Source organism: Bradyrhizobium sp. CCGUVB14 (assembly GCF_024199935.1).
Lineage (GTDB): Bacteria > Pseudomonadota > Alphaproteobacteria > Rhizobiales > Xanthobacteraceae > Bradyrhizobium.
The window spans coordinates 4,546,678-4,571,175 of record NZ_JANADS010000001.1; the positions used below are offsets into that span (position 1 = coordinate 4,546,678).

Here is a 24,498-nt window from a genome sequence, read left to right on the forward strand (position 1 = left end):
ATAACCAGTAAAGCGGCCATCTGTTTCAGGCGTGTTTCGTCGATTTGGGAAAGGGGTTTCGCGGGGAACCCGGGGCTGGCCTGCGAGCGGTCAAACCGCTACATGCGACACGCGTCCATTTCCCTGGTCGTGTGCATCGCGCGCGGTCACCCATATTTCGAGGCAAAATCATGGCACAGGTCGCCTGGTTCGACGATCTCACCGTCGGCATGCGTTTCAAATCCCCCGAGGTCGAGGTCACCGAGGCCGACATCAAGCGGTTTGCCGCCGAGTTCGATCCGCAGCCGATGCATCTGGACCACGAGGCCGCCAAGCAGACCCTGTTCAACGGCCTGGCTGCGTCGGGATGGCACACTGCGGCGATCGCCATGAACCTCGCGATCCAGACCCGTCCGTTCGGCCCGCATCCGCTGATCGGCGCCGGCGTCGACGGACTGCGCTGGACCATCCCGGTGCGGCCGAATGACCGCCTGCATCTGGTCGGCGAGGTCATGAGCCTGACGCCGTCGAAGTCGAAGCCGCAGGGCATCGCGCTGGTCAAATGGACCATGTTCAACCAGAACGGCGAGGAGGTTTACACCTTCACACCGATCGCGATCGTGCCGCGGCGCGCCTAGCGCGGCCGGATCGAGCCGGTTGAAACTCTTGCGGCTTGCGGAGAGAGATGGTCAGCTTGAGCAGGGGAATTGCTGGAGGCTGACATGAAACGATCTCTTCTTGCCGCCGCAGTGCTGGCCGGCGCCTTGAGCGCCGGGCCTGCCGCCGCGCAACAGTCCAAGGTCGGCGACTGGACCATCGAGAAGCGCACCCAGGACACCCATTGCAACGCGAGCCGCGGCTACAAGGACAAGGACGACGAGAACCGCGATTACGTCATCGTCATCACCTATTCCGACAAGGCCATCGTGATCGTAATGATCTATGACGGCTGGGAGTGGGACAAGGTTGGCGAGATCCTGAAGGCCGACGTCGGCACCGACGATGCCGACATCATGTCGAAGGCGAAGTGGGAGGTCATGGACAAGACCACCGTGCGCGGCATTTTCGAGTATGATCAATCGATCATGGATCGCCTGTCGAAAGCCAAGCGCCTCACGCTCGATTTCGAGGACGATGACGACGACAGCATCGAGATGCAGATTCCGCGCGCCGGCGAGGCGCTCGCCGCGCTGAAATTCTGCGAGGAGAACCGGAAATAAAGTGCCGCGCGCCCTGGGCGCGGCTGATTGAGCAAGCGGTGAGCGGGCACGTGATGCCCGGCACACAGCCCGCCGGCTGTTCGCATTTATCCTAGTCTTTGGCGAAAACGTCCAAGCCGCACCCTGCGGTTGACGTTACGCAAGGACGATGTTCGAGATTCCAGCATTTTTTTCTGACGTTTTCTCGTCGTCGACCACGGCGATCGGCCGGTCCGTCTTCATCGTCAGCCTCCAGACCGCATTGCTCCGCCGATGACGATCCTCGAGGCCAGCAGGTTCTCCTCGCTCGTCGGCGAGATCTACGATGCGGCGGTCGATCCTGCACAGCGAAGCGCCGCCCTGGAACAGGTTGCCGGCTTTGTCGGCGGTTCGGCCGTGACCATTCTGTCGCGGGACGCCGCCAGGCTCTCGATCGAAATCCACCAGCACTATGGAACTGAGTCCCGCTTCCGCGAACTCTATCGCGACCGCTATGTCGAGCTCGATCCCTTGCTCGATCGCCATCTCGAACTGCCCGTCGAACGGACCATCGGCGTGGCCGACGTCATGCCCTATTCGGACTTCGTGGCCACGAGCTTCTATCGCGAGTGGGTGGAACCGCAGGGCGCCGTCGACCTCGCGACCGTCACGCTGGAGCGATCGCATGCGCGCACCACGATCCTGCAGGTCATGCGCGGCCGGTCACGCGGAACCGTCGATGACGCGATGCGCGAGCGCATGCGGTTGCTCGCGCCGCACATCCAGCGCTCGCGCGTCATGGGTCGGCAGATCAGGGCGCGCTCCCACACCGTGGCCGACCTCGCGGAGGTCCTCGACGCCTTGAGCACGGCGATCTGCCTGTTCGATGCGGATGGACGTGTCGTTCATGCCAACGCATCGTGTCGGCAAATGCTCGCCGACGGAAATCTGCTCGCGATCGTCGGCGATCGCATCGTCGCGCGTAACACCCAGGCCGACAAAATATTCCGCGGTCTCTTTGATGGCGTCGCCGGCGGCGGAACCGGTTCCGCCGATCGCCGCAGGATCGAGCTGATGACGTCGGCCGACGGTCAGCACTATCTGGCCTACGCGTTTTCGCTGACGCCCCAGCGTAGCCTGCATCGCGATGCCGCAGCCACGGTGCTGTTCCTGCAAAAAGCCTCGATGGTGCCCCAGCTTGCAACGGATGCGATCGCTGCAGCATTCCGGCTGACACCGTCTGAAATGCGCGTGCTGATGGCCATCGTCGAGCTTGGCGGAGTTCCCGACATCGCGGCAAAGCTCGGAATTGCCGAGACGACGGTGAAGACGCATCTCGGCCGCCTGTTCGAGAAGACCGGCGCCGGCAGGCAGGCCGACCTCGTGAAGATCGCGGCGGGCTTTGCCGCTCCATTCGTGCAGCCGATCGGCCCGGACGACACCGTGTGATCCAATTCACATCGCGGCCTGCGAAATTGCGCGATCTCAATCCAATGTGAAGACCAGGCGACACTCGTCCTCCGAACGTATGACGCTTGTCATCTGACATTTTCGTATAGCCATTTTCTGACATGCGAGAGGCAATGCGCGCCATCACAACAATGCGCGGCACCGGATACGAGTGCAGGAAACAACAGCGCGTGGCCGAGCCTGCTCGTCGATTGGAGGGATTGCAGTGAGCAGCAATAATGATGTTTCCGTTCTCAAAGTCTCATCGAGCGACATTCCAGAAAGCGAACGCGTCACCACGCTGCGCGATTTCTACTGCCGCGGCACAGCGAAGGCAGAGCTAGAAATTCGCGATGGCGAACCGATCATCGCAAATCTCACGGCGCATTCGCTGCCCGACGCGCACTTGCTCCTCGGTACGCTGTTTGGTGCCAAGCTCGTTCGTTCCCGGCAGCTCGTCGTCGACGACGGCGACGACAGTCTTGCGTTCGTGTTCAATCGCTCGGGAACCATCGGGGTCACGGGGCGGGGACGGGATCTGCTGCTCGGTCCCGGAGACGCGGTGCTGGCCAGCGCCGAGGACGCCACGACTTTCGAACGATTCGTGGAAGGAGACTGCTTCTCGCTGCGGGTGCCGCGGCGGGTGCTCGCGCCGATCATCATGGACGTCGATGACGCCGTGATGCGCGTTATCAGGGACCGGCAGGCCGAGATCAGGGTGCTGGTCGACTACGCCGCCTCGCTGGTGCGGGAGCACGCATTGGCGACGCCTGCATTGCGCGAGCTCGGCGCCGGGCATTTGCACGATCTGCTGGCGCTCGTGCTCGGTCCAACCGACGACATCAGGGAAAGCGCCGGCCGGCGCGGCGCGAAGGCCGCCCGCCTGCGCAAGGCCAAATTCCTGATCGTCAACAATTGCTGGCGGCAGGACATCTCGGTCGCGGGCGTCGCGCAGGAGCTCGGCGTCACGCCGCGCTACCTCCAGCGCCTGTTCGAGGCCGACGGCAGGACGTTTTCCTCGTTCCTGATCGAGCAACGCCTGAAGCGTGCCCATCGCATGTTGCGGGAACCGGAATTCGCCGAGCGTCCGGTCTCCTCGATCGCATACGACGTCGGCTTCGGCGATCTCTCCTACTTCAACCGATCTTTCCGGCGGGCCTACGGGGCCACGCCGAGCGATGTCAGGAGCGGCGCGGCGGAGTGATCGTATCCGCTGGGCATTTGAGCGGCCCGCCGATTTTTAGGCCGGGCCGGGAATTTTTCACATGATCCTTGATCGTGAAATCATGGCTATCGCGCGATTATTGAAACGTAGTGCCGTTGTCGCGAGCGTGCTCTGTGGAGCGTCGGCTTTGGCGGGGACGCCGGACGAGATCAGGGTTCCCGGAGAGATTCCGGGCACCGTCCTCCATGCCGAAGGCGCGCAGATTTACGAGTGCCGGCGCGACCCCACAAATCAGTTGGTCTGGCAGGTGCGGGAGCCGACCGCGACGCTGATCGATCGCGGCAAGTCCGTCGGGCGCCACTCGGCTGCACAGCATTGGGACACCGTCGATGCCAGCACGCTGATGTGGGAGCACAAGGACGGCAGCTTTGTGATGGCGAAGATTGTCGCCCAGGCGGCAGGCCGCAGCGCCGACGATCTGCCGTGGCTCAAATTCGGAGTGATCACACAGAGCGGCGACGGCCTGTTTTTCGGCGCCAGCCACGTGCAGCGCATCAACACGCAAGGTGGCGTGCTCCGGGGCACGTGTCAGCAGGCGGGGACCTATCGCAGCGTGCCGTATTCCGCCGATTACGTGTTCTGGCGCGTGGAGTAGAGATGCGCCGTTTCTTCTTCGACCTCCTGGTCGGCAATGTCGTCAAGATCGATCCGGGTGGCATGGTGTTCGAGCATGCGAGAGCGACCTTCGCGGTCGCCGACGAGATGGCAAATCACCTCTTCGTCTGGCGCGATGATCTGCGCGATTGCGATGCCTGGATCCGCGTCAGGGACGATGGCGGCCGCGAGATCTATCGCGCCGCGGTCTGGGCCGAGAGTGCCGAGAAGGCGGGCTGGGACCAGGCGTGAGCCTGTGGGCAGTGTCACAAGTCTGCACCAGTGCTTGCGAAAGAGCGTCAGTTCGCTCTGAGCCGAACCTCGGTCGCGTCCGTCCAAGTCGGATGTTGACTGTCCTCCTACCTTAGCGATCAGCGATTCACGTTCGCTGCGCCGGCCTCCTTCGAAGGGAGGAGGCTGGTTGCAATAGGTCTGCACGCCCACTGGGCGGAAGGCCTCGCTTGGGGAATGAAGATGAAACGAAGGCTTCTCGCAACCGTCAACCGCCGCCTGCTGCGGGTCCCGGCATCAGCACTTCTGCTGGCGCCGTGGATCATGACCGGGCGCGCCGAAGCTGCGTGCACGCCGCCGTCGCCGGTCAACAACACGACTATTACCTGTTCCGGCACGACGACCAACGCCAACGGTACGATCGGCTATGGATCGGCCACCGACACCGGCAACACCATCAACGTGACGTCCGGCTCGTTCCTGAACGGCACGACCTCCGGCATCACGCTCAACCAGGGCTCGATCAACAATGCTGGCGCCATCCTGGGCGGGACCGCAGCGTCGAATGGCGCCACCGGAATTGCTGCCTTGGGCGACCTCGATCTGAAGAACACCGGAGATCGCGTTCAGGCATTCGGGACCAACGCTGTTGGGGTCAATAGCCTCGGTACGGTGAATGTGAAAACTGAGAATTCAGGAAGCATCTACGCGATCGCCGCAGGCGGCATCGCGATCCAGGCAAACGTCGTCAACCTGTCCACCAGTCAAAATGGCCAGGTTCAGGGCGACCGGTTTGGAATCACCGCAACGACGGCTACGACGGTCGACAACAATGGTACGATCTCCGCAGGGGCAATCAACGGCATCGCGATCAATACATCCGGTACCGCTGTCGTCAACAACACCAACGGCATCACCGGAGCTATCGCAATTCGCGCGGAAACAGTGACTCTCGGTAACACCGGCACCATCCGAGCCGGTGCGGCCGGCATCTCCTTCACGAGCATGGCGACGATCACCAACAATAGCGCCGGCGAGATCGAAGCGGACGGCGTCGCAATATCTGGCCCAGGCACTGCGACGGTCGTCAACTCCGGCGAGATTTCTGGGCTCTTGGGCGGAAGCCAGGCCATCGCGGCGAATATCGTTGTTGTGTCCTCGAACACCGGCCGTATAGAGGCCGGAGCGCAGGGCGTTCTTGCCAACACTGCAACCGTCAGGAACGACAGCGCCGGAATCATACAGGCAGACGACGTCAATGGGGCCGCGATCAATGCGATCGTCGCGACCGTCTCCAATGCGGGACAGATCCTCGCATTGAGCGCGGGCGGCGTCGGTATTTTGGCCGGAACAGTGAATGTGACTGACAACACCGGCACGATCACGGGTGAGGCCAACGCGATCCGATCGCCGTCGGGTTCGGTCACCGTCAACAACAACGGCGGCAAGATTCAGTCCACGAATATCAATTCCATCGCGGTGTTTGCAGGAGCGGACGCAACCGTCAGCAATAGCGGCACGATCAAGGGGGGCTCGAACGGTGGAAAGGCGATCCGCGCTACTAACAATGCGACGGTCGAGAATCTGTCGGGAGGACTCATCTCCGGAGGGCAATTCGGCATCAGTGCGCACAACATCGTGCTGAGCAATGCCGGTGTGGTCGAAGGATCGGGCGGTAACGCCGTCGACGCCACCACGGCGGATGTCCGAAATTCAGGCATTCTGCGGACGTCGACCTTTTACGCCATTTCGGCGACGAGCACTCTGACCGTTGTCAATTCGGGGGCGATCACTGGAGGATCGGCTGGTATCAGCGCTGGCGGGCAGGCGGATATCGCCAATTCGGGGCTCATCACCGGAAGGTCAGGGATCGTCGCCTCGAGCACGCTCAGCCTGACGAACATGGCCGGTGGCAGCATCGCGGGCACAGACCAGGCTGTGCTCGCGCGTGACGCCGCCACGATCGTCAACGCCGGCACGATAACCGCAACGTCCGGCGTGGCGATCCGGCTGTCGAACGCGGCCGATACGCTGACGCTGCTGCCGGGTTCGAAGATCAACGGTGTGGTCGATTTCGGCTTCGGCAATGACGTCGTCAACGTCAACCTCGCGCCGAGCAGCAAAGTGTCGTCCTTGGCGAGCGTCGAGTTGCCGACCTTCAACCGCTTTGCCGGCACCATCAACATCATCACGTCGGGCGGCGGCTTCAATGGCCCCTCGGTCGTCTCCGGCACGACGCTCGCAACCCTCGATCCAACCGCGCTGGCGCAGACCGACCGTACGCTGATGGATTTTACAGGCGGCGTGTCCTCGCTGGTGCAGGGCCGCCTCAATGGCGGCACCGCGCCGGCAGGCAGCAACATGATGGCAATGGCCTACTCGCCCGAAACCGCGCAGGCGGGACCCTTCACCAAGGCGCCGAAGAGTCTGTGGACCGATCCGGCGCCGATCACGGTGTGGGCCAACAGCTTTGGTGGCCAGCGCATCCAGGACGAGACCGCCGCAACGCTGCGCGCGACCTCGACGGCCTGGGGTGGCGCTATCGGCATCGATCGCAAAGTGCAGCCGAACTGGCTGGTCGGCGCGTTCCTCGGCGGCGGGCAGGGCGGCCTCTCGGTCGATCTCAACTCGCAGTCGGTGGACACCAATTATGTGTTCGCGGGTGCCTACAGCCGCTTCGAATGGGCCGCGCAATTCTTCGACTTCACCATCCAGGGCGGCAATGCCGACAACAAATCGCGGCGGCTGGTGCTCAACAATGCCGTGGCCGACGGCATGGAGACGGCGACCGCAAGCTATCGCGGCTGGTACATCAGCCCCGAGCTCGCCTATGGCTACAAGCTCGACATCGGCAATGGCTACCTTCTGACGCCGACAGCGCGGTTGCGCTACGTCGCCGGCCGGTTCGACGGCTATAGCGAGACCGGCTCCGCGCAGGGGCTATCGGTCGGCAGCCGCACGCTCCAGGATATCGAAGAACGCGGAGAGGTCGATCTCTCCCGGGTGACGCGCTTCGACAGCGGCGAGCTCAAGGCCAACATCCACGGCGGCGTGATCGCGCTCCAGCGCGTGGGCGACACCGGCATCAACACGGTGCTGCTCGGCCAAAATCTGGCCTTCGTGACGCCGGGCAGAAGCAGCACCGTCGGCGCGGTGGCGGGCTTCGGCCTCGACTATCGCACCACGACCAACGTCTCCGTGTTCGGCGCGGTCGAGGGCATGGTGATGTCCGACCAGAGTAGCACTGGAACCGCAAGAGGGGGCCTCCGCGTCGCGTTCTGAGCCGGCATCAGCCCTGGCGGCCTGAACGCGATGCCCGCCGGCCGGGCTCCATCCGCCCGGCCGGCACCATCCTCCGATCGGAGGATGAGGAGGTGCCCCGATCGTGATATTGTGCCCGGCATTGTTCATCCAAAGCCATTCAACGCCATGCCGAGAGCTCGGAAGCTGCCCGATCTGGTCGAGTCCATCTACGATGCCGGTCTCGACCCCTCGCTCTGGAACGACGTCGTCGTGGGTATCCGCGATTTCGTCGGTGGCCAGGCCTGTGGGCTGTTTTCGAAGGATTCGATCAGCAAGTTCGGTGTCACGCACTATTATTGCGGAGCCGATCCGCACTACATCCAGCTGTATTCCGAGACCCACTCCAAGTTCGATCCGCTGGCGATCCTGCCGCCACACGGCCAGATCGTCAGCATCCCCGATCTCGTCAATTTCGACGAATATCGCCGCGGGCGTTTCTATCAGGAGTGGATGCAGCCGCAGGGCTCTCACGATGCCGCCAATGTCGTGCTCGAGAAATCGAACGCGCACTGCCCGGTGATGATGACGGTGCTCTCGGGCCGGCGCATGGTCGACGCCGGAATGAAGCACCGGATGTCTCTGATCGTGCCGCACGCCAGCCGCGCGCTGCTCGTCAACCGGGCGATCAACTCGAAGTTGACGCTGGCCACGGCACTCGCGGATGTCCTGGACAATCTCTCATCCGGCATTTTCCTGCTCGATTCCTGCTGCCACCTGGTGCACGCCAATGCGAGCGGTTACGCGCTGCTCGAAGCCGGCGACGCGGTCCGCATCGTTGCCGGCCAGCTCATGACCAGCGGCACCGAGGCCAATCAGACGCTGCGGGATGCTTTTGCGGCCTGCGGCGATGCCGCCTCGCTTCTCGCGGGAGGGCATGCGATTCCGTTGCTTTCGCCGAAGGGCGAGCGCTACGTCGCGCATATCCTGCCGCTGTCGTCCGTGCTGCGGAACGGCAGCGAGCGTTCGTCCGATGCCGTCGGCGCGGTGCTGCTGCGCAAGGTCACGCTTGGCGGGCACGCCTACGGCGAGCTGATCGCGCGGACCTTCGATCTGACGCCGGCGGAACTGCGCGTGTTCCTGTCGATTGTCGAGGTCGGCGGCGTTCCGGAGACGTCCGTCGCGCTCGGTATAGCCGAGACGACGGTGAAGACGCATCTGCATCGCGTGTTCGCCAAGACGGGCGTCGCGCGTCAAGCGGATCTCGTCAAGCTCGCGGCCGGATTCTCCAATCCACTTGTCAACTAGCCGGTTATTTGGCGCGAAACCGTTGAACCTATCGGTGTCTCGGCCGACTCCATAGAAAAGCCGCAGGGCATCAACGTCTCAAATCCGCGCTGGACTATTGGCTTCAATGCAGCTGACCGCAGAACATTCCGAGTTGATCGAGAGCATCTATGACGCCGGACTCAATCCTGAGTTGTGGTCCGATGTCGTCGTCATGCTCAACGGATTTTTCGGCAGCCGGGCCTGCGGCCTGATTTCAAAGGACAAGGTCAGTAAATCCGGATCGACGCATTATTATTGCGGAGTCGATCCGCACTTCATCCAGCTCTATGCCGACGAATACGCGCAGCATGACCCTCTCGCCAGGCTGCCGCGCTATGGCGAGGTGCGTAACATCCCCGACCTCGTGAATTTCGACGAATATCGGCGCGGGCGCTTTTATCAGGAATGGTTGCGCCCCCAAGGCTGTGCCGACGTCGCGAATGTGGTGCTGGAACAGGCGAGTTCGCCGTGTCCGATGCTGATGACGGTGATTCCGGGCAGGGAGATGCTGGACGCGAAGATGCGTGCGCGCATGCAGCTCATCGTTCCACATGCCAGCCGCGCCTTGATGATCAACCGCGCGGTCGAGCGGAAGCAGCAGAAGGCCATCGCGCTTGCCGATGTCGTGGATCAATTGAGTGCCGGCGTGATCCTGCTCGATGCCGCCTGCAACATCGTCTACAGCAATCCGGCGGCCGCCGCGATCCTGGACGAGGACGACTTCTTGCGGTCAGTCAATGGCCGCCTGCTGGCGAGATCGCCCGACGCGAACGCGGCGCTGCGCAACGTCTTTCGTGACGAAGCGGAGGTCGCCGCAGCAGCTGCGGCGGACCGCAATATTCTGCTGACATCGAGCGACGGATCGCATCACGTCGCCCATGTGGTCGCGCTGCCCTCGCTTCTGCGCGAGGGGAATGTGGGGCGTGCCGGTGGTGCCATCGGCGCCCTGTTCGTCTGGAAGGCGAAGCTCGATGCGCGCTCCTGCGCCGGGCTGCTCGACCGTACGTTCGAGCTGACGCCTGCGGAGCTCAGGGTTCTGCAGTCCATTGTCGAAATCGGCGGCGTGCCGGAGACGGCCGACGCGCTCGGTATAGCCGAGACGACGGTGAAGACGCATCTGCATCGCGTGTTCGCCAAGACCGGTACGAGCCGCCAGGCCGACCTCGTCAAGCTCGCGGCAGGTTTTGCCAACCCTCTGGTGCACTGACGCATCGTCAGCGCTGAACAAAGCATCGGCACCGCGCCCGCAATTTCATCATCAGATTGTTATCGCGCGTCATTCGTTTGGGTGACGCGATTTGCTGCGTTCTCTCCTACGAGAGCACACACGCGTTCTTGTTCGTCGCGTGCGATTCGTGTGTGAAGCAACTCACAGTGGTTCAGGGTGAATTCCATCAATCTCGCTTTCAGGTTGAGAGGAGATCGTCATGCGAACAACGGCACGGAGCCTTGTCGGGAAGTTCCACGACGCCGTCGATCGCATGGTCGCAGCGCTGCATCAGCAGCGTGCCATCGAAGCCCGGCGCGTATTGCAGCGCTACCGCCACCTGCTGGAAACGCAGCACGAAACATTGCCTTTGAATGACGCCGATTTTGTCTGCAGCGAAGAGGAATTTTCAGAAAATGCCGATCAATCTGATGCGCGCGAGCGCGGAGTCAGTCACGCGGGTCTCGCGCGCGCGTAACGGCAACATCGTTGCAGTGGCGCTCACCGCCGCGCTCATCGTCCTTCAACTGGCAGGGCTCATCATGCTGGAACGATCGCATGCACATGCGATGCAGGTGTCGTTTCCGCGCGAGCCTGCAAGCTGCGGAGAAAGCGCCGCCGCACCGGTCTCGCAGATCCCCTATGATTGAGTGGAGGGCAGACCGTGCCTGACATTACGACACTGCTGCTCCTCAGCACCGCCGTATTCGCCGGAGCGTTCGTCTCAGGGCTCTCGGGATTTGCATTCTCGGCCGTGGCGGGCGCGATCCTGTTGCGGGTCTTCCAGCCGCTGGAGGCCGTGCCGCTGATGATGGCCTGCAGCATCGGCGTGCAGGCGACCAATCTGTGGGCGCTCCGGCGCAGCATCCGCTGGGAGGGGAGCCTGTTCCTGATCATCGGTGGGCTGATCGGCGTTCCCATTGCGGTATCGCTGTTGCAGTCGACCGACACGCATCTGCTTCGGCGCGGCTTTGGTGTCGTTGTTGCGCTCTATGCCGCCTATATGCTGCTGCGGCCGACGCTGGTGACGGCCGGTGAGGCGGTCGGCCGGCACTGGGTTGCGTTGATCGGCTTCGGAGGAGGGCTCGTCGGCGGGCTCACCGCGATGCCCGGCGCGATTCCGACGATCTGGTGCGACATGCGTGGCATGCCCAAGAGCGAGCAGCGCGGGCTGGTCCAGCCGTTCATCGCCGCGATGCAGGTCTTTGCGATCATCCTGCTGGTCGGGCATCAGGATCTGTCGTCAAAGGTCTTCGTCGATCTCGCGGTCAGCCTGCCTGCGCTGTTCGCGGGATCCGCGCTCGGTGTGATTGCCTTTCACCGGGTGAACGAGACGGTCTTTCGCAAGACCGTGCTCGTTCTGTTGCTGATATCGGGGATTTCCCTGATCTAGTGGCCAGGGACTTCTTGGTTAAGGCCCTGAACCGGAGCCGCGCTGATGTCGCTGCCGTGATGCACCAGCGGCTTCATGCCGGTGACGGTCCGCAGCAGCACATAAAACACGGGCGTCAGGAACAGGCCGAACACGGTGACGCCGATCATGCCGGAGAACACGGCAACGCCCATGGCGCGTCGCATCTCCGAGCCGGCGCCGGTCGAGAGCACCAGCGGCAGCACACCCATGATGAAGGCCATCGACGTCATCAGGATCGGACGCAACCGCAGCCGGCTCGCCTCGATCGCGGCCCGGATCGGCGTGCGACCTGCAAATTCGAGCTCGCGCGCGAATTCGACGATCAGGATCGCGTTCTTGGCAGAGAGACCCACGAGAACGATAAGTCCGATCTGGGTGAAGACGTTGTTGTCGCCCTTCGAGAGCCAGACGCCGAACATCGCGGCCAGCAGACCCATTGGCACGATCATGATGATCGAAAGCGGCAGGGTCAGGCTCTCATAAAGCGCCGCCAGCACCAGGAACACCAGCAGGATCGCCAGCGGGAACACCCAGAGCCCGGAATTGCCGGCGATGAACTCCTGATAGGTCAGGTCGGTCCATTCGAAGGCAAATCCCGGCGGCAGCGTCTCCGCCGCGATCCGCGTCGCAGCCTCCTGCGCCTGGCCGGAGGAGAAGCCGGGGGCGGCAGCCGCGTTGATGTCGGACGACAGGAAGCCGTTGTAGCGGATCGCGCGCTCAGGGCCCGCGCTCTGGCGGATCGTGAGCAGCGCCGATAGCGGCACCATGTCGCCCGAGGATGAGCGCACCTTCAGCTGCCTGATGTCGTCGGCGCGTGCGCGGAACGGCGCGTCGGCTTGGACATAGACAGAGTAGGTGCGGCCAAACTTGTTGAAGTCGTTGACGTAGTAGGACCCGAGGTAGATCTGCAGCGTGTTGAACACCTCGGTCACGGGCACGCCGAGCTGCAGCGCCTTGGTTCGGTCGATGTCGGCGAACAGCTGGGGCACGTTGACCTGGAAGCTCGAGAACACGCCGGCGATCTCCGGCGCCTTCTGCATCGCCGCCATGAACGCCTTGGTCGCCTCGTTCAGCGCCTCATAACCGAGACCGGCGCGATCCTCGATCTGGAGCTTGAAGCCGCCGATGGTGCCGAGGCCGTTGACCGGCGGCGGCGGGAACATGGCGATGAAGGCTTCCTGGATGCCGGAGTATTTCTTGTTCAGGTCGGCGGCGATGGCATTGCCGCTCAATGCCGGGCCCTTGCGCTCGTCGAACGGTTTCAGCGTCGAGAACACGATGCCGGCGTTGGAGGAGTTGGTGAAGCCGGAGATCGACAAGCCCGGGAAGGCCACAGAACTCTCGACACCGGGCTGGGTCAGCGCGATGTCGCTCATCTTGCGGATCACTTCTTCGGTGCGGTCGAGCGTTGCTCCGTCGGGCAGCCGCGAGAAGCCGACCAGATATTGCTTGTCCTGGCCCGGCACAAAGCCGCTCGGCACCTGCTGGAACAGGAAGGCGGTCAGACCGACCAGGACCACATAGAGCCCCATCACCGCGGCCTTGCCGGAGATCACCTTGGTGACGGTGCCGCTGTAGCTCTCGGAGGAGTAGGTGAAGGCGCGGTTGAAGCGGCGGAAGAACCAGCCGAGGCCCTTTTCCATGATGATCGTCAGGCGATCCTTGGGCTCGTTATGACCTTTGAGCAGCAGGGCCGACAGGGCAGGCGACAGCGTCAACGAGTTGACGGCCGAGATCACCGTCGAGATCGCGATCGTCAGCGCGAACTGCTTGTAGAACTGCCCGGTGAGGCCGGAGATGAAGGCCAGCGGCACGAACACCGCGATCAGCACCATCGCGATGGCGATGATCGGCCCGGACACCTCGCGCATCGCCTGATAGGTGGCGTCGCGCGGCGACAGCCCGCCCTCGATGTTGCGCTCGACATTCTCGACCACGACGATGGCGTCGTCGACGACGATGCCGATGGCGAGCACGAGGCCGAACAGGCTGAGCGCGTTGATGGAGAAGCCGAACACATGCATCACCGCAAACGTGCCGACGATCGAGACCGGCACGGCGAGCAACGGAATGATGGAAGCGCGCCAGGTCTGCAGGAACAGGATCACGACCAGCACCACCAGCGCGATCGCCTCGAGCAGCGTGTGGATCACGGCCTCGATCGACGAGCGCACGAACTGGGTGGGATCGTAGACGATCTGGTAGGACACGCCCTCCGGCATGTTCTTCTTGATCTCGGCCATGGTGGCGCGGACGTGGTCGGAAATCTCCAGCGCGTTGGAGCCGGGCGCCTGGAAGATCGGGATCGCAACCGCCTGCTTGTTGTCGAGCAGCGAGCGCAGGCCGTATTCGGATGCGCCGAGCTCGATGCGCGCGACATCGCGCAAGCGTACGACTTCGCCGCGGGTGCCGGTCTTGACCACGATGTCGCCGAACTGTTCTTCGTTGGCCAGACGTCCCTCGGCGTTGACCGAGAGCTGCAGGTCGATGCCCTTGACGTTGGGGGAGGAGCCGACCACGCCGGCGGCTGCCTCGACGTTCTGCGCCTGGATCGCCTTGACGATGTCGCTGGCGGTCAGCCCATGCTCGGCCGCCTTCTGGGGATCGACCCAGACCCGCATCGAATAGTCGCCGGCACCGTAAAGCTGGACGTCACCGACGCCGTCGATCCGCGCCAGGCGGTCCTTGACGTTGAGCACCGCATAGTTGCGCAGATACGTCATGTCGTAGCGGTTGTTGGGCGACAACAGATGCACGACCATGGTGAGGTCGGGCGACGACTTCTTGGTGATGATGCCGAGCTGGCGCACCACCGCCGGCAGGCGGGGCTCGGCCTGCTGCACGCGGTTCTGCACCAGCTGTGTTGCCTTGTCGGGATCGGTGCCGAGGCGGAACGTCACCGTCAGCGTCATGGCGCCGTCGGTGGTTGCTTGGCTCGACATGTACAGCATGCCTTCGACGCCGTTGATCTGCTCCTCGATGGGCGTGGCCACCGTTTCCGCGATCACCTTGGGATTGGCGCCGGGGTAGGTCGCGCGCACCAGGACGGAGGGCGGCACCACATCCGGATATTCGGAGATCGGCATCGCGAACAGCGAGATCAGGCCGGCGAGGAAAATCAGCACCGACAGCACGCCGGCGAAAATCGGACGATCAATGAAGAACTTCGAGAGATTCATGGCTTTGCCCCTGCGCGAGAGACAGCTCTCCCGTTCCCCGGAACGCGGGTAAATGCCCACGTCCGGGAAGCGAGATGCGATGTCGTGGTCGTTATGACGTCGTCCTTCCGGGCGTCCGGCCCGGAACGAGGTAACTAGCGTTGCACCACGTCCTGGTTGCTGTGGTTGGAGGCCTGCTGCCCACGCGCACCCATCGTTGCCACCTCGGTCTTGAGGAGAGCGCCCGGACGCACGCGCTGCAGGCCGTTGACGACGATGCGATCGCCGGTTTTGAGGCCCGCTGTCACGATGCGCAGTCCGTCGACCGAGCCGCCAAGCGTGATCGGCCGGTAGACCGCACGGCTGTCATCACCAACCGCCATCACGAACTTCTTGTCCTGGTCGGTGCCGATCGCACGCTCGTCGATCATCACCAGCGACTGCTGTTTCGGCTGCCCCATCCGCACGCGGGCGAACTGGCCGGGAATGAGACGCCCGTCCTCGTTCTGGAATACCGCGCGGACACGGATCGTGCCGCTCTGGCCGTTGACCTGGTTGTCGATGAGCTGGATATGGCCTTTGGCCGAGAGGCCGCCGGAGGTCGCCATCTCGACCGGAATCTGGTCGAGATTGCCGCGCTTGCCGGTGCTGTCTGCGATCGAGTTCAGTGCGCGCAGCACGACCTCTTCATCCGCATCGAAGGACGCGTAGATCGGATTGACCGAGACCAGCGAGGTCAGCACCGGGGAGGCGGTGCCGGCGGCGACGAGATTGCCGACGGTGATCTCGAACTTGCCGACGCGGCCGTCCACGGGCGCGCGCACCTCGGTGTAGTCGAGATTGAGCTTTGCGGTCTGGAGCGTCGCTTCGGCCGCCTTCACGTTGGCGATGGCTTCGCGGTTGGCGTTGTCGCGCTGGTCGTAGTCACGCCGCGTGACGACGGCATTGCCGACCAGCTGTGCGCCGCGCTCGAGTTCGCTCTGGGTGAACACCACGCGCGCCTTCGCGGCCTCGAGCTGTGCGTTGGCCTTGTCGACCTCGGCCTCGTAAGGCGACGGGTCGATCTTGAATAGGACGTCACCGGCCTTCACCAGCGCGCCCTCGGTAAAATTGGTCGACAGGATCGCGCCGGCCACGCGCGGTCGAAGTTCGACCCGATTGATGGCCTCTAACCGGCCGGAGAAATCGTCCCACAGCACGGTCTGCTTTGGTTCGATCATCGCGACCGTCACGGAGACGGCCTGCTCAGCGGCGGCCGCCGTTGCGGTCGCTTGCGCGGCACGGAAATAGTGGCCGGTCGCGATCGAGCCGGCTACCGCGAGGGCGCCCACGATCGCGACACCGCCGAGAAGACGGCGGACACGGCCAGGGCGAGAGGTGTTTTGGGAGGGGGGCATTTGCGCGCTCCAGAAATGTAGTGTTCACTACAGATGTGGAGCTGGATATCGCAGCGCAAGATACTTATGTACCGTCACTAAGAAAATTGTAGCCGCTTACCGCAAGAATTGGAAGGCGGAAGAGAAAAGAAAGACAGAACAAATAGATAGGGTCGAGCGTTAAGTTGATGGACGACGCTGATTCCTGAGGAGACAGGCACATGGGCATGGGACGCCCCCGCGAATTCGACGCCGAAGTGGCGTTGGATCAGGCGATGGAAGTGTTTTGGCGCCATGGCTATGAGGGCGCCACGATTGCCCAGCTGACGGAGGCGATGGGCATCAACCCGCCGAGCCTCTACGCGTGCTTTGGTAACAAGGAAGGCCTGCTGAAGGCCGCGCTCGACCGTTACACCAAATTGCGCGGCGCCTGGATGGACGAGGTGGTGGCCGCACCGACCGCCCGCGATGTCGCCGAGCGGATGCTGATGGGCATCGCCGAGAAGCAGACCGATCCCGCCAATCCACCCGGCTGCCTGCTCGTGCAAGGTGGCATCGCCACGGGCACTGGCTCCGAAAACGTCCCCTTCGAACTCGCCGCGCGCCGCGCCCAGAACGAGGACCAGCTCCGCGACCGTTTTGTGCGCGCCAAGGCCGAAGGCGATCTCAAGCCGACGTCAGATCCCGCCGCGCTTGCGCGCTATGTGTCGGCCGTGTCGGTCGGCATGGGTGTGATGGCCTCCTCAGGCTCGGATCGCGAAGCGCTACGGCAGGTTGCGACCGTGGCCGTGCAGGCGGTCGAGGCCCAGTCGACCGACAGAACGCAATAACGTCGTCGACCTTCGTTAGCTCGCGGGCAGCGACGGCGGCGGCACGAAGCCGCCGAACTCGCGCTCGATCAGCCCCGCCAGCGCAATCGTCGTACGGTCTTCCAGATACGGCCCGATGATCTGGACGCCCACCGGCAGGCCCGAAGTCGTGCGCTCGATTGGCACGGCGGTGGCCGGCAACCCGCAGGTCGAGGCAGGGTCGGCCCAGATGAAGCACGCATCAGAGTAGTTATAGAGCTTGCCATCGATATCCAGCTGCCGCGCGTCGAACGGCTCCGAATGGTCGTGCGGAAAGGCCGGCACGGCGGCGGCGGGGTAGATCACCGCGTCGAACTCGCGGAACAGCTCATGCCACTTTTGCTGCAGTTGCAGGCGCGCCGCATCGGCCGTCAGCCACTCACGATGGATCATGCCCCAGCCGCGTGCGCGCTCGGCCTGCAGGCTGCGGTCGTCGGGCGCGAGTGCTGCTGCCAATCCTTGCGCTTCTGCGAGGGCGGCCGGCGTGAGGCGCGGACTTCTCGCTGCGTTCAACAGCTTCATGTAGAGCCGTGCGGAATCCGCGAGGTCAGGCAGCGCCGCACTGGCGCGCGCGACCCGCGCGCCCGACTTGCCGAGCCGGTCCGCCAACCGTCCAATCGCTGAACGTACGGCGTCTCCCGTCGGCATCAACGGATGCGTGTCAATCACGAGGATTCTGAAATCCTTGAGCTGGTCATGACGCGGAGCAGGCAGCGCGAGGCGATAGCCGATGCCATCGCGCATTTCATCGGGGCCGGCGATCACGTCGAGCGACAACGCGAGGTCCGAGGCCGTGCGCGCCATCGGCCCGACGACCGCCAGATCGCCCTGGCCCGGGACGGGCGTGGCCGGCGGCAAACTATATCCGCGCAGCGGCACCAGGCCGAGGCTCGGCTTGTGTCCGAACACACCGCAGAAATGCGCCGGCACCCGGATCGAGCCGCCGATGTCCGAGCCGATCGAGAGCGGACCGAAGCCCGCGGCCAGTGCCGCGCCGCATCCGCCCGAGGAGCCGCCGGGGGACCGGCCGAGGTCCCACGGGTTGTGCGTCGCCCCGTAGATCTCGTTGTAGCTCTGGAAATCCCGCAAGCCGATCGGGATGTTGGTCTTGCCGATGATGATGGCGCCGGCCGCTTTCAAGCGCGCGACCAGAACAGCATCTTCGGCCGGTCGAAAATCCCTGAAATGCGGAAAGCCCCATGTCGTCGGCAGGCCGGCGACATTGAACGGTTCCTTCAAGGTCACGGGGATACCGAGCAGCGGCTTCCGCTCGCCGCGGCCAAGCGCAGCATCGGCGGCGTGCGCAGCGTCTCTGGCGCGATCGAAATCCCGAACGATGATCGCGTTGATCGGCCCGTCCAGCGCCTCGATGCGCGCAATCGTATGTTCGAGCAATTCCGACGCGGAGATCTTGCGCGCGTGCAGGGCGCCGAGGAGTGCGCCGATCGAGCCGTAGTTCAAGTCAGCGGCATCTGCGGTCATCACGAACTCCCTTGCATCTTATCGTGTCGGCGAGCCGATCCGGGTATCAAGCATGCAATTCCGCAAGAGAGATGAGGAGGCGATGTAACGGGAACCAGATCTGCCCGCCGATCGGGGCAGGAGACGTTCGAATCTGAAATTTTGCGTGGATGGCCGGGACAAGCCCGGCCATGACGCCGTGGAGTGAGTCAGGAGGCTTCCTTGAGCACCGGCGCAGCGGAGTCCTCGGCCTTCAGCTCCTCGAGACTGCGATGCCGCGGCTCGATGCCGAGCCCCCAGACCGTGATGATCTGGACCACCAGGAGGCCGATCATCAGCGCCATCACGCCGGCAACCCCACGCGTCTCGAACAGCGAGACGACGAGGAACGGCGTGACGATCGTGGCGCCGCGTCCCAGCGTGTTGACAATGCCCGACGCGCGCAGGCGGACCTCGGTCGGAAACAGTTCGGGGATGTAGATGCCGAACAGAAGCGCGACCAGGACGTAGATCGGCACCGTCAGCGCGAAGCCCACGGCCGGCAGCAGGATCGGATCCGAGATCATGGGGTAGAGGATGCCGAGCGCCACCGTGATCAGCGATGCGCCGATGATGGTCGGCTTGCGGCCCCAGCGGTCCGCGGTCAACGCGCCGATCGCCGAGCCGATCGGGGCGCCGAGCGCCATCAGCAGCGAATAACCGAACGACGTCGCGATCGAGAGGCCCTGCTTGACGAAGAACACGGGCAGCCAGGTCACGAAACCGTAGAGCAGGGTGTTGATCGTGATCAGGCAGACCGAGCCGACGATCATCCGAGACAGCAAGGGCGCGGTGAACAGCGTGCCGAGATCGGCCGCGACCGGAGCCGATGTGATGGGCGCGGGAGCAGGCAAGGGCTGGCCCTGCGCCGCTTCCTTCTCGATCGCCTGCATCAGCGCTTCCGCCTCCGCCGTGCGCCCGACAGCTTCGAGCCAGCGCGGCGATTCCGGCAGCGACTTGCGCATGTACCAGACGACGAGCGCGCCGATGCCGCCGAGCACGAACATCGAGCGCCAGCCGTATTGCGGCACCAGCACGGAGGCGACCAGCAGTGCCACTGGCAATCCGGTGACGACGCATACAGTGGTGAAGCCGAGCCATTTGCCGCGGGTGCGGGCAGGCACGAACTCCGTCATCGTCGAATAGCCGACGACGTTCTCCGCCCCCAAGCCGACGCCCATCACGAAGCGGCAGGCAATCAGGAAGGCCATGTTCGGCGAGAACGCGGCGGCCAATGAGGCAACGCCGAAAAGCAGCAAATTGAATTGATAGGTAAAGCGGCGTCCGTAGCGATCGCCGAGAAAGCCGGTGCCGAACGACCCCAGCATCATGCCGACGAAGGTCGCGGAGATGAAGGCCGCGTTCTGGGCAAGTGTCGAAAAGCCTGATTTCAGCGTTACGCTGAGCACGGTGCCGGCGATGTAGATGTCGAAACCGTCGAAGAACATGCCGATGCCGATCAGCAGCATGATGCGGCGGTGGAATGGCCCGATCGGCAGCCGATCGAGACGGCTGCCTGCGTTCACCGATGTCGACATGTACGCTCTCCCTTGACTGTCGTTCTGGTTGATGCGGCCCGCCTTCTGTGGGCGGTCAGCCGCTTCCGGTCTCTGCTAGTTCAATCGTTTCTGGTTGGCCGTGTCGCGATACCAGTCGAACGGCTGCTCATGCGTCGCGACCATCACGCTCTTGGTGTTGAAATGGTCGTCAAAGCTCTCGGTGCCGCATTCGCGGCCGATGCCGGAATCGTCGACGCCGCCCCAGGGCGAGGCCGGATCGAGCCGGTGGTGATCGTTGACCCAGACGATGCCGGCCTTGACCGACGCGGCGACGCGGTGCGCGCGGGCGACATCCCGGGTGCGGATCGCCGCGGCAAGACCGAATGGGGAGTCGTTCGCGAGCCGCAACGCGTCGGCCTCGTCCTTGAACGGCGTTACCGACGTGAACGGACCGAACACTTCCTCCTGGAAGATGCGCATGTCGGAGGTGACGTCGGCGAACACCGTCGGCTCGACGAAATAGCCGTTGTCATGGCCCGGCACCTTTGCGGCAACACCGCCGGTGACGAGACGTGCGCCGTCCGCGTGGCCATAGCCCGCATAGGCGAGAACGCGGTCGCGCTGCCGCGCCGAAATCACGGGGCCGAGCTGCGTGCTGGCATCGAAGGGATCGCCGATACGGATCGTGCGGGTCTTGGCCTGCAGCTTCTCGACGAACTCATCGTAGATCGAGGCCTGAACGATATGGCGCGAGGCGCAGACGCAGGTCTGGCCGGCGCCGATGAAGGCGCCGAATGCGGCATAGTTGACGGCGCGATCGACGTCGAAATCGTCGAACACCATCACCGGCGTCTTGCCGCCGAGCTCCATGGTCTGATGCGCGAACACCTTCGCCGCCGCGCTGCCGGCGATGCGGCCGGCCTCGGTCCCGCCGGTGAGCACCAGCTTGTTGATGTCGCCATGTTCGGCCAGCATCTTGCCGGCGCTCTGGCCCAACCCAAGCACAATGTTGAAGACGCCGGGCGGCAGGCCCGCTTCGGTGAAGATCTGCGCCAGCTTCAACGTCGTCAGCGGCGTGTATTCGGACGGCTTGACCACGGTGACGCATCCGGTCGCCAGCACCACGGCGAGCGACTTGCACAGGATCATCAGCGGGTGATTGAACGGGGTGCAATTCGCGACGACGCCGATCGGCGTGCGGAGCGTATAGTTCAAATATGCGCCTTCGACCGGGATCACGGAGTCGCGTCGCGACAACGCAAGGCCGGCGAAATAACGGAAGAAGTCGGGCAGGCGGGAGAGCTGCGCGCGGGTCTCGTTGATCGGGCGGCCGTTGTTGAGGGTCTCGAGCCGGTACAGGCTGTCGAGATTGGCCTCGAACGCATCGGCGAGCTTGTTGACCAGCCTGGCCCGCATGCGCGTGTCCATGCCGCCCCAGGCCTTGCCTTCGAACGCGGCGCGCGCGCTTTTCATGGCGCGGTCGATGTCCTCGGCGGTGGAGTTGGGAATGCGGGCGATCACGTCGCCGGTTGCGGGGTTGCGAACATCGAGCATCGCGCCGTTGCCGGCTTCGACCTCACGTCCATCGATGAAATTGCCGTGGCTTTCGACGTCGATCGACGCGGGTTTCGACGGAACGTTCATGATGACCTCTCCTCGACGATGACGGCGTTACGCTTGAGCGCCGGCAGGACGCGTTTTTCGGTGGCCCCGATGTGGGCCTTGATGATGCGCGCCGCGGTTCGTGTTTCGCGGCTCTGCATGGCGTCGATCAGGGCGACGTGCTCGGCGACAAGCTTTGTCGGGTCGTGGCCCTTCAGGTTGGAAATGCTGACCCGGACCAGCCGATCGGCCTGACCGATCAGATCGCACAGCGCGGTCGCCATGCGGCGATTGCCGGACGCATGCGCCAGCGCGGTGTGGAAGCCGCGATTATAGGCGATGAAGTCTTCGTGGTTGCCGGCGAAGCGGCGGAATTCGTCGAGCGATTTCAGCACGCTGTCGGGGGCGCTCTCGATCGCCTCGGCAACGCAGGCCGGCTCCAGCGCAAGACGGAAGCGCAAGAGATCGCGGGCGTCGGACAGCGAGATCGGCGTGACCCGATAGCCCTGGCGCGGCTGCACGGTGACGAGGTGCTCGCGCTGCAGTCTTAAGAGCGCGTCCCGCACAGGCTGGCGGCTCACCTCGTAGCGTTCGGCCAGGTCCTGCTCGCGCATTTCATCGCCCGGAGCCAGGCGACAAGCTAAAATATCAGCTCTCAGAAGGTCATAGATATTTTCGCGCAAAAGCATGGAATTTGGATTCTCCTTGGCCATAATCTCTCAGTCCTGATATTTCACGTCAAGCTCCAAATGCTTGAAATCCCGTCGAATTGATTTATCAATCGGACCGATGAGGCACGCGGTCACGCGTGTTCCGAGCGACGCAGCCGAGGAAAGACCGACATGGACAGGCTTTTTGCCAACGGGACCGTCAACGTCGCGCAATCGGGCGAGGGGCCGCCGCTCTTTCTCTTTCACTCGTTGTTGTCGGATCGCGCGAGCTTCGACGCGATTGTGCCTGAGCTCGCGCCGTCCTTCCGGACCATCGTGCCGGAGCTCCCGGGGTTCGGCCGGTCACGCGCCGTAGCAGGCGGTCTTGCTGCGGTCGCCGACCGGATGGCCGAGGCCGTGCGGGATGCTGCGGGCGGCGCGCCGGCGATCGTGCTCGGCAATGGTTATGGCGGGTTCGTCGCCTTGCAGATGGCGATCCGGCATCCCGAGATCGCGAGCAGGCTCATCCTCGCCGACAGCGGTGCGGCGTTCTCCGAGCCCGGCCGCGAGGCGTTTCGCAACATGGCGAGGGTGTCGCGGGAGAAGGGACTGGAGGCCATCACCGACGTCGCGATGCGGCGCCTGTTCGCGCCCGAGTTTCAGGAGCAGCAGCCCGACCTGATGAAGGACCGTCGTGCAGCTTTTCTGCGAACGGATCCCAATGTGTTTCGCGCGGCCTGCGATGCCCTGGCGAGCCTCGATCTCCGCGCCGAACTTGCCGGCGTGAAAGTTCCGGTTCTTGTGATGGTCGGCGAGCATGACGAGGCAACGCCTCCGCCGATGTCGCATGAGTTGGCCGCGGGACTTCCGCACGCCGAACTCAAGATCCTCGCGGGTTGCGCCCACGTGCCGCAGCTGCAATCGCCGCGACAGTTTCTCGACGCCATGAAGGGGTTTCTGCTCTGAGCTCGCAGGCCGTATAAGGATGGATCGGCCCTGCGACTCGCACCAGAGTAGGCAATGTTCGCCCTGACATTTCTCGGGACCTCGGCCAGCGTGCCATCCGCGGAACGCAACCATCCGGCGCTTCTGCTGGAGGCCGCGGGCCATCGCATGCTGATCGATTGCGGCGAAGGCACGCAGCGCCAGCTGCTGCGAAGCGGTGCGGGCTTTCGGCGGCTCGATCGCATTCTGCTGACACACGGCCATCTCGATCACGTGCTCGGCATCCCCGGCCTGTTCTCGACATTGGGGCTGCGGCAGACCTCCGATGTCATGGCCATCCATGGCGGGCCGGGCACGCTCGACACCGTCATCCGCATGCTTGCAGGGCTGTGGGGGGAGGGGCGCGCGCCGATCTCCGTGCAGTTCGCGCCGCTGTCGGAAGGCCCCGTCGTCGACGCCGGCGACTTCAGCATCGGCTGCTTTCCGGTCCGTCATCGCAACACCGACAGTTTCGGCTTCGTTTTTGAAAGCCCTGCGCGGCGTCATCTCTTGTCAGATCGCCTCTCGGCGCTCGGTGTGCCCGACGGTCCCGTGCGCGGCGAGCTTGCCGCAGGTCGACCGGTCACGATTGAAGGGGGCCGGACGATCCATCCGGAGGATGTTCTGGGTCCGCCGGGTGGGGCCAGGAAGCTGGTCGTGATCGGCGACACCGAGACCACCGAGGGGCTTTCGACACATGCCGCGGATGCGGACCTGCTGGTGATCGAGGCGACGTTCCTGGATCGGGATGCGCCGACGGCGCGAGATTACGGCCATCTCACCGCAGCGGAGGCGGCTCGGTTCGCGGCCGCGAATAACGTCCGGCAGCTCGTGCTGACCCATCTGTCGGGCCGCTATGAGGACGGAGAGATCCTGGCCGAGGCGGCAAAGATCTTTCCGAACGTCCGGATCGCCGCAGACTTCGATCGCATCGCTGTTTAGGCGGTGCGTTGCACGGCCATTAATCTTACCTGTCAAGGTTGACGCGACTTCATTCCCGCAGCCGCGCGCCGGCGCGGTATTTTCGCGAGATCA

Annotated in this window: 21 protein-coding genes; 14 read left to right on the forward strand and 7 right to left on the reverse strand. The window is 63.9% G+C overall.

Annotated elements, in window-relative coordinates; translation table 11 throughout:
• Window positions 1-170: 170 nt before the first annotated feature.
• The 9 genes from NLM32_RS20885 to NLM32_RS20925 all read left to right on the forward strand — a co-directional run bounded on the left by NLM32_RS20885 (window position 171) and on the right by NLM32_RS20925 (window position 10,432).
• A complete protein-coding gene (locus NLM32_RS20885) occupies window positions 171-617 on the forward strand; it encodes a MaoC family dehydratase (protein WP_254130774.1) in 447 nt (148 codons plus the stop codon).
• 84 nt (window positions 618-701) lie between these two features.
• Window positions 702-1,199 (forward strand): hypothetical protein, encoded by a 498-nt coding sequence (locus NLM32_RS20890; RefSeq protein WP_254130775.1) that lies wholly within the window; start codon window positions 702-704, stop codon window positions 1,197-1,199.
• 252 nt (window positions 1,200-1,451) lie between these two features.
• Window positions 1,452-2,606 (forward strand): LuxR C-terminal-related transcriptional regulator, encoded by a 1,155-nt coding sequence (locus NLM32_RS20895; protein WP_254130776.1) that lies wholly within the window; start codon window positions 1,452-1,454, stop codon window positions 2,604-2,606.
• 226 nt (window positions 2,607-2,832) lie between these two features.
• Window positions 2,833-3,810, forward strand: coding sequence for an AraC family transcriptional regulator (locus NLM32_RS20900; protein ID WP_254130777.1), 978 nt, complete (start codon window positions 2,833-2,835; stop codon window positions 3,808-3,810).
• Window positions 3,811-3,871: 61 nt separating this feature from the next.
• Entirely contained in the window at window positions 3,872-4,426 is a 555-nt protein-coding gene (locus tag NLM32_RS20905) for a DUF3455 domain-containing protein (protein WP_254130778.1), read from the forward strand.
• Between the two features lie 2 nt (window positions 4,427-4,428).
• Window positions 4,429-4,677: a DUF6894 family protein gene (locus tag NLM32_RS20910; RefSeq protein WP_254130779.1), complete on the forward strand. Its 249-nt coding sequence runs from the start codon at window positions 4,429-4,431 to the stop codon at window positions 4,675-4,677.
• A 222-nt stretch (window positions 4,678-4,899) separates the two neighbouring features.
• Window positions 4,900-7,938 carry an autotransporter domain-containing protein gene (locus NLM32_RS20915; protein ID WP_254130780.1) on the forward strand — a complete coding sequence of 1,013 codons (3,039 nt, stop codon included), beginning with the start codon at window positions 4,900-4,902 and terminating at the stop codon, window positions 7,936-7,938.
• 147 nt (window positions 7,939-8,085) lie between these two features.
• Window positions 8,086-9,204, forward strand: coding sequence for a helix-turn-helix transcriptional regulator (locus NLM32_RS20920; protein ID WP_254130781.1), 1,119 nt, complete (start codon window positions 8,086-8,088; stop codon window positions 9,202-9,204).
• A 106-nt stretch (window positions 9,205-9,310) separates the two neighbouring features.
• Entirely contained in the window at window positions 9,311-10,432 is a 1,122-nt protein-coding gene (locus tag NLM32_RS20925; protein ID WP_254130782.1) for a helix-turn-helix transcriptional regulator, read from the forward strand.
• A 199-nt stretch (window positions 10,433-10,631) separates the two neighbouring features.
• Here the strand turns inward: NLM32_RS20925 and NLM32_RS20930 are convergent, their stop codons facing one another.
• Window positions 10,632-10,790, reverse strand: coding sequence for a hypothetical protein (locus tag NLM32_RS20930; protein ID WP_254130783.1), 159 nt, complete (start codon window positions 10,788-10,790; stop codon window positions 10,632-10,634).
• Between the two features lie 58 nt (window positions 10,791-10,848).
• On the opposite strand from NLM32_RS20930, the gene NLM32_RS20935 reads away from it, so the two are divergent.
• Together NLM32_RS20935 and NLM32_RS20940 are read left to right on the forward strand one after the other, a co-directional pair.
• Entirely contained in the window at window positions 10,849-11,082 is a 234-nt protein-coding gene (locus tag NLM32_RS20935) for a hypothetical protein (protein WP_254130784.1), read from the forward strand.
• Window positions 11,083-11,096: 14 nt separating this feature from the next.
• Window positions 11,097-11,825: a sulfite exporter TauE/SafE family protein gene (locus NLM32_RS20940; protein WP_254130785.1), complete on the forward strand. Its 729-nt coding sequence runs from the start codon at window positions 11,097-11,099 to the stop codon at window positions 11,823-11,825.
• Here NLM32_RS20940 and NLM32_RS20945 read toward each other — a convergent pair.
• Both NLM32_RS20945 and NLM32_RS20950 read right to left on the reverse strand, forming a co-directional pair.
• Window positions 11,822-15,025, reverse strand: coding sequence for an efflux RND transporter permease subunit (locus tag NLM32_RS20945; protein ID WP_254130786.1), 3,204 nt, complete (start codon window positions 15,023-15,025; stop codon window positions 11,822-11,824). The two genes, NLM32_RS20940 and NLM32_RS20945, sit on opposite strands and share 4 nt — an antisense overlap.
• Before the next feature lie 134 nt (window positions 15,026-15,159).
• Complete coding sequence (locus NLM32_RS20950; protein WP_254130787.1) at window positions 15,160-16,401, reverse strand: efflux RND transporter periplasmic adaptor subunit; 1,242 nt, start codon at window positions 16,399-16,401, stop codon at window positions 15,160-15,162.
• Between the two features lie 200 nt (window positions 16,402-16,601).
• Here NLM32_RS20950 and NLM32_RS20955 point away from each other — a divergent pair, with 200 nt between their 5' ends.
• Entirely contained in the window at window positions 16,602-17,210 is a 609-nt protein-coding gene (locus NLM32_RS20955; protein WP_254130788.1) for a TetR/AcrR family transcriptional regulator, read from the forward strand.
• A gap of 15 nt (window positions 17,211-17,225) precedes the next feature.
• Here the strand turns inward: NLM32_RS20955 and NLM32_RS20960 are convergent, their stop codons facing one another.
• The 4 genes from NLM32_RS20960 to NLM32_RS20975 form a co-directional block, all read right to left on the reverse strand.
• On the reverse strand, window positions 17,226-18,710 hold the full coding sequence (locus NLM32_RS20960; RefSeq protein ID WP_254130789.1) for an amidase: 1,485 nt from the start codon (window positions 18,708-18,710) through the stop codon (window positions 17,226-17,228).
• Window positions 18,711-18,898: 188 nt separating this feature from the next.
• Entirely contained in the window at window positions 18,899-20,266 is a 1,368-nt protein-coding gene (locus NLM32_RS20965) for an MFS transporter (RefSeq protein ID WP_254130790.1), read from the reverse strand.
• Between the two features lie 75 nt (window positions 20,267-20,341).
• Entirely contained in the window at window positions 20,342-21,871 is a 1,530-nt protein-coding gene (locus NLM32_RS20970; RefSeq protein WP_254130791.1) for an aldehyde dehydrogenase, read from the reverse strand.
• On the reverse strand, window positions 21,868-22,518 hold the full coding sequence (locus tag NLM32_RS20975; RefSeq protein WP_254130792.1) for a GntR family transcriptional regulator: 651 nt from the start codon (window positions 22,516-22,518) through the stop codon (window positions 21,868-21,870). Before NLM32_RS20975 ends, NLM32_RS20970 begins: the two co-directional genes overlap by 4 nt.
• Before the next feature lie 153 nt (window positions 22,519-22,671).
• On the opposite strand from NLM32_RS20975, the gene NLM32_RS20980 reads away from it, so the two are divergent.
• Window positions 22,672-23,445 carry an alpha/beta fold hydrolase gene (locus tag NLM32_RS20980; protein ID WP_254130793.1) on the forward strand — a complete coding sequence of 258 codons (774 nt, stop codon included), beginning with the start codon at window positions 22,672-22,674 and terminating at the stop codon, window positions 23,443-23,445.
• Between the two features lie 54 nt (window positions 23,446-23,499).
• The gene (gene rnz / locus NLM32_RS20985) at window positions 23,500-24,405 is read left to right on the forward strand and encodes a ribonuclease Z (RefSeq protein ID WP_254130794.1); all 906 of its coding nucleotides are present in this window, start codon (window positions 23,500-23,502) and stop codon (window positions 24,403-24,405) included.
• Window positions 24,406-24,498 lie beyond the last annotated feature (93 nt).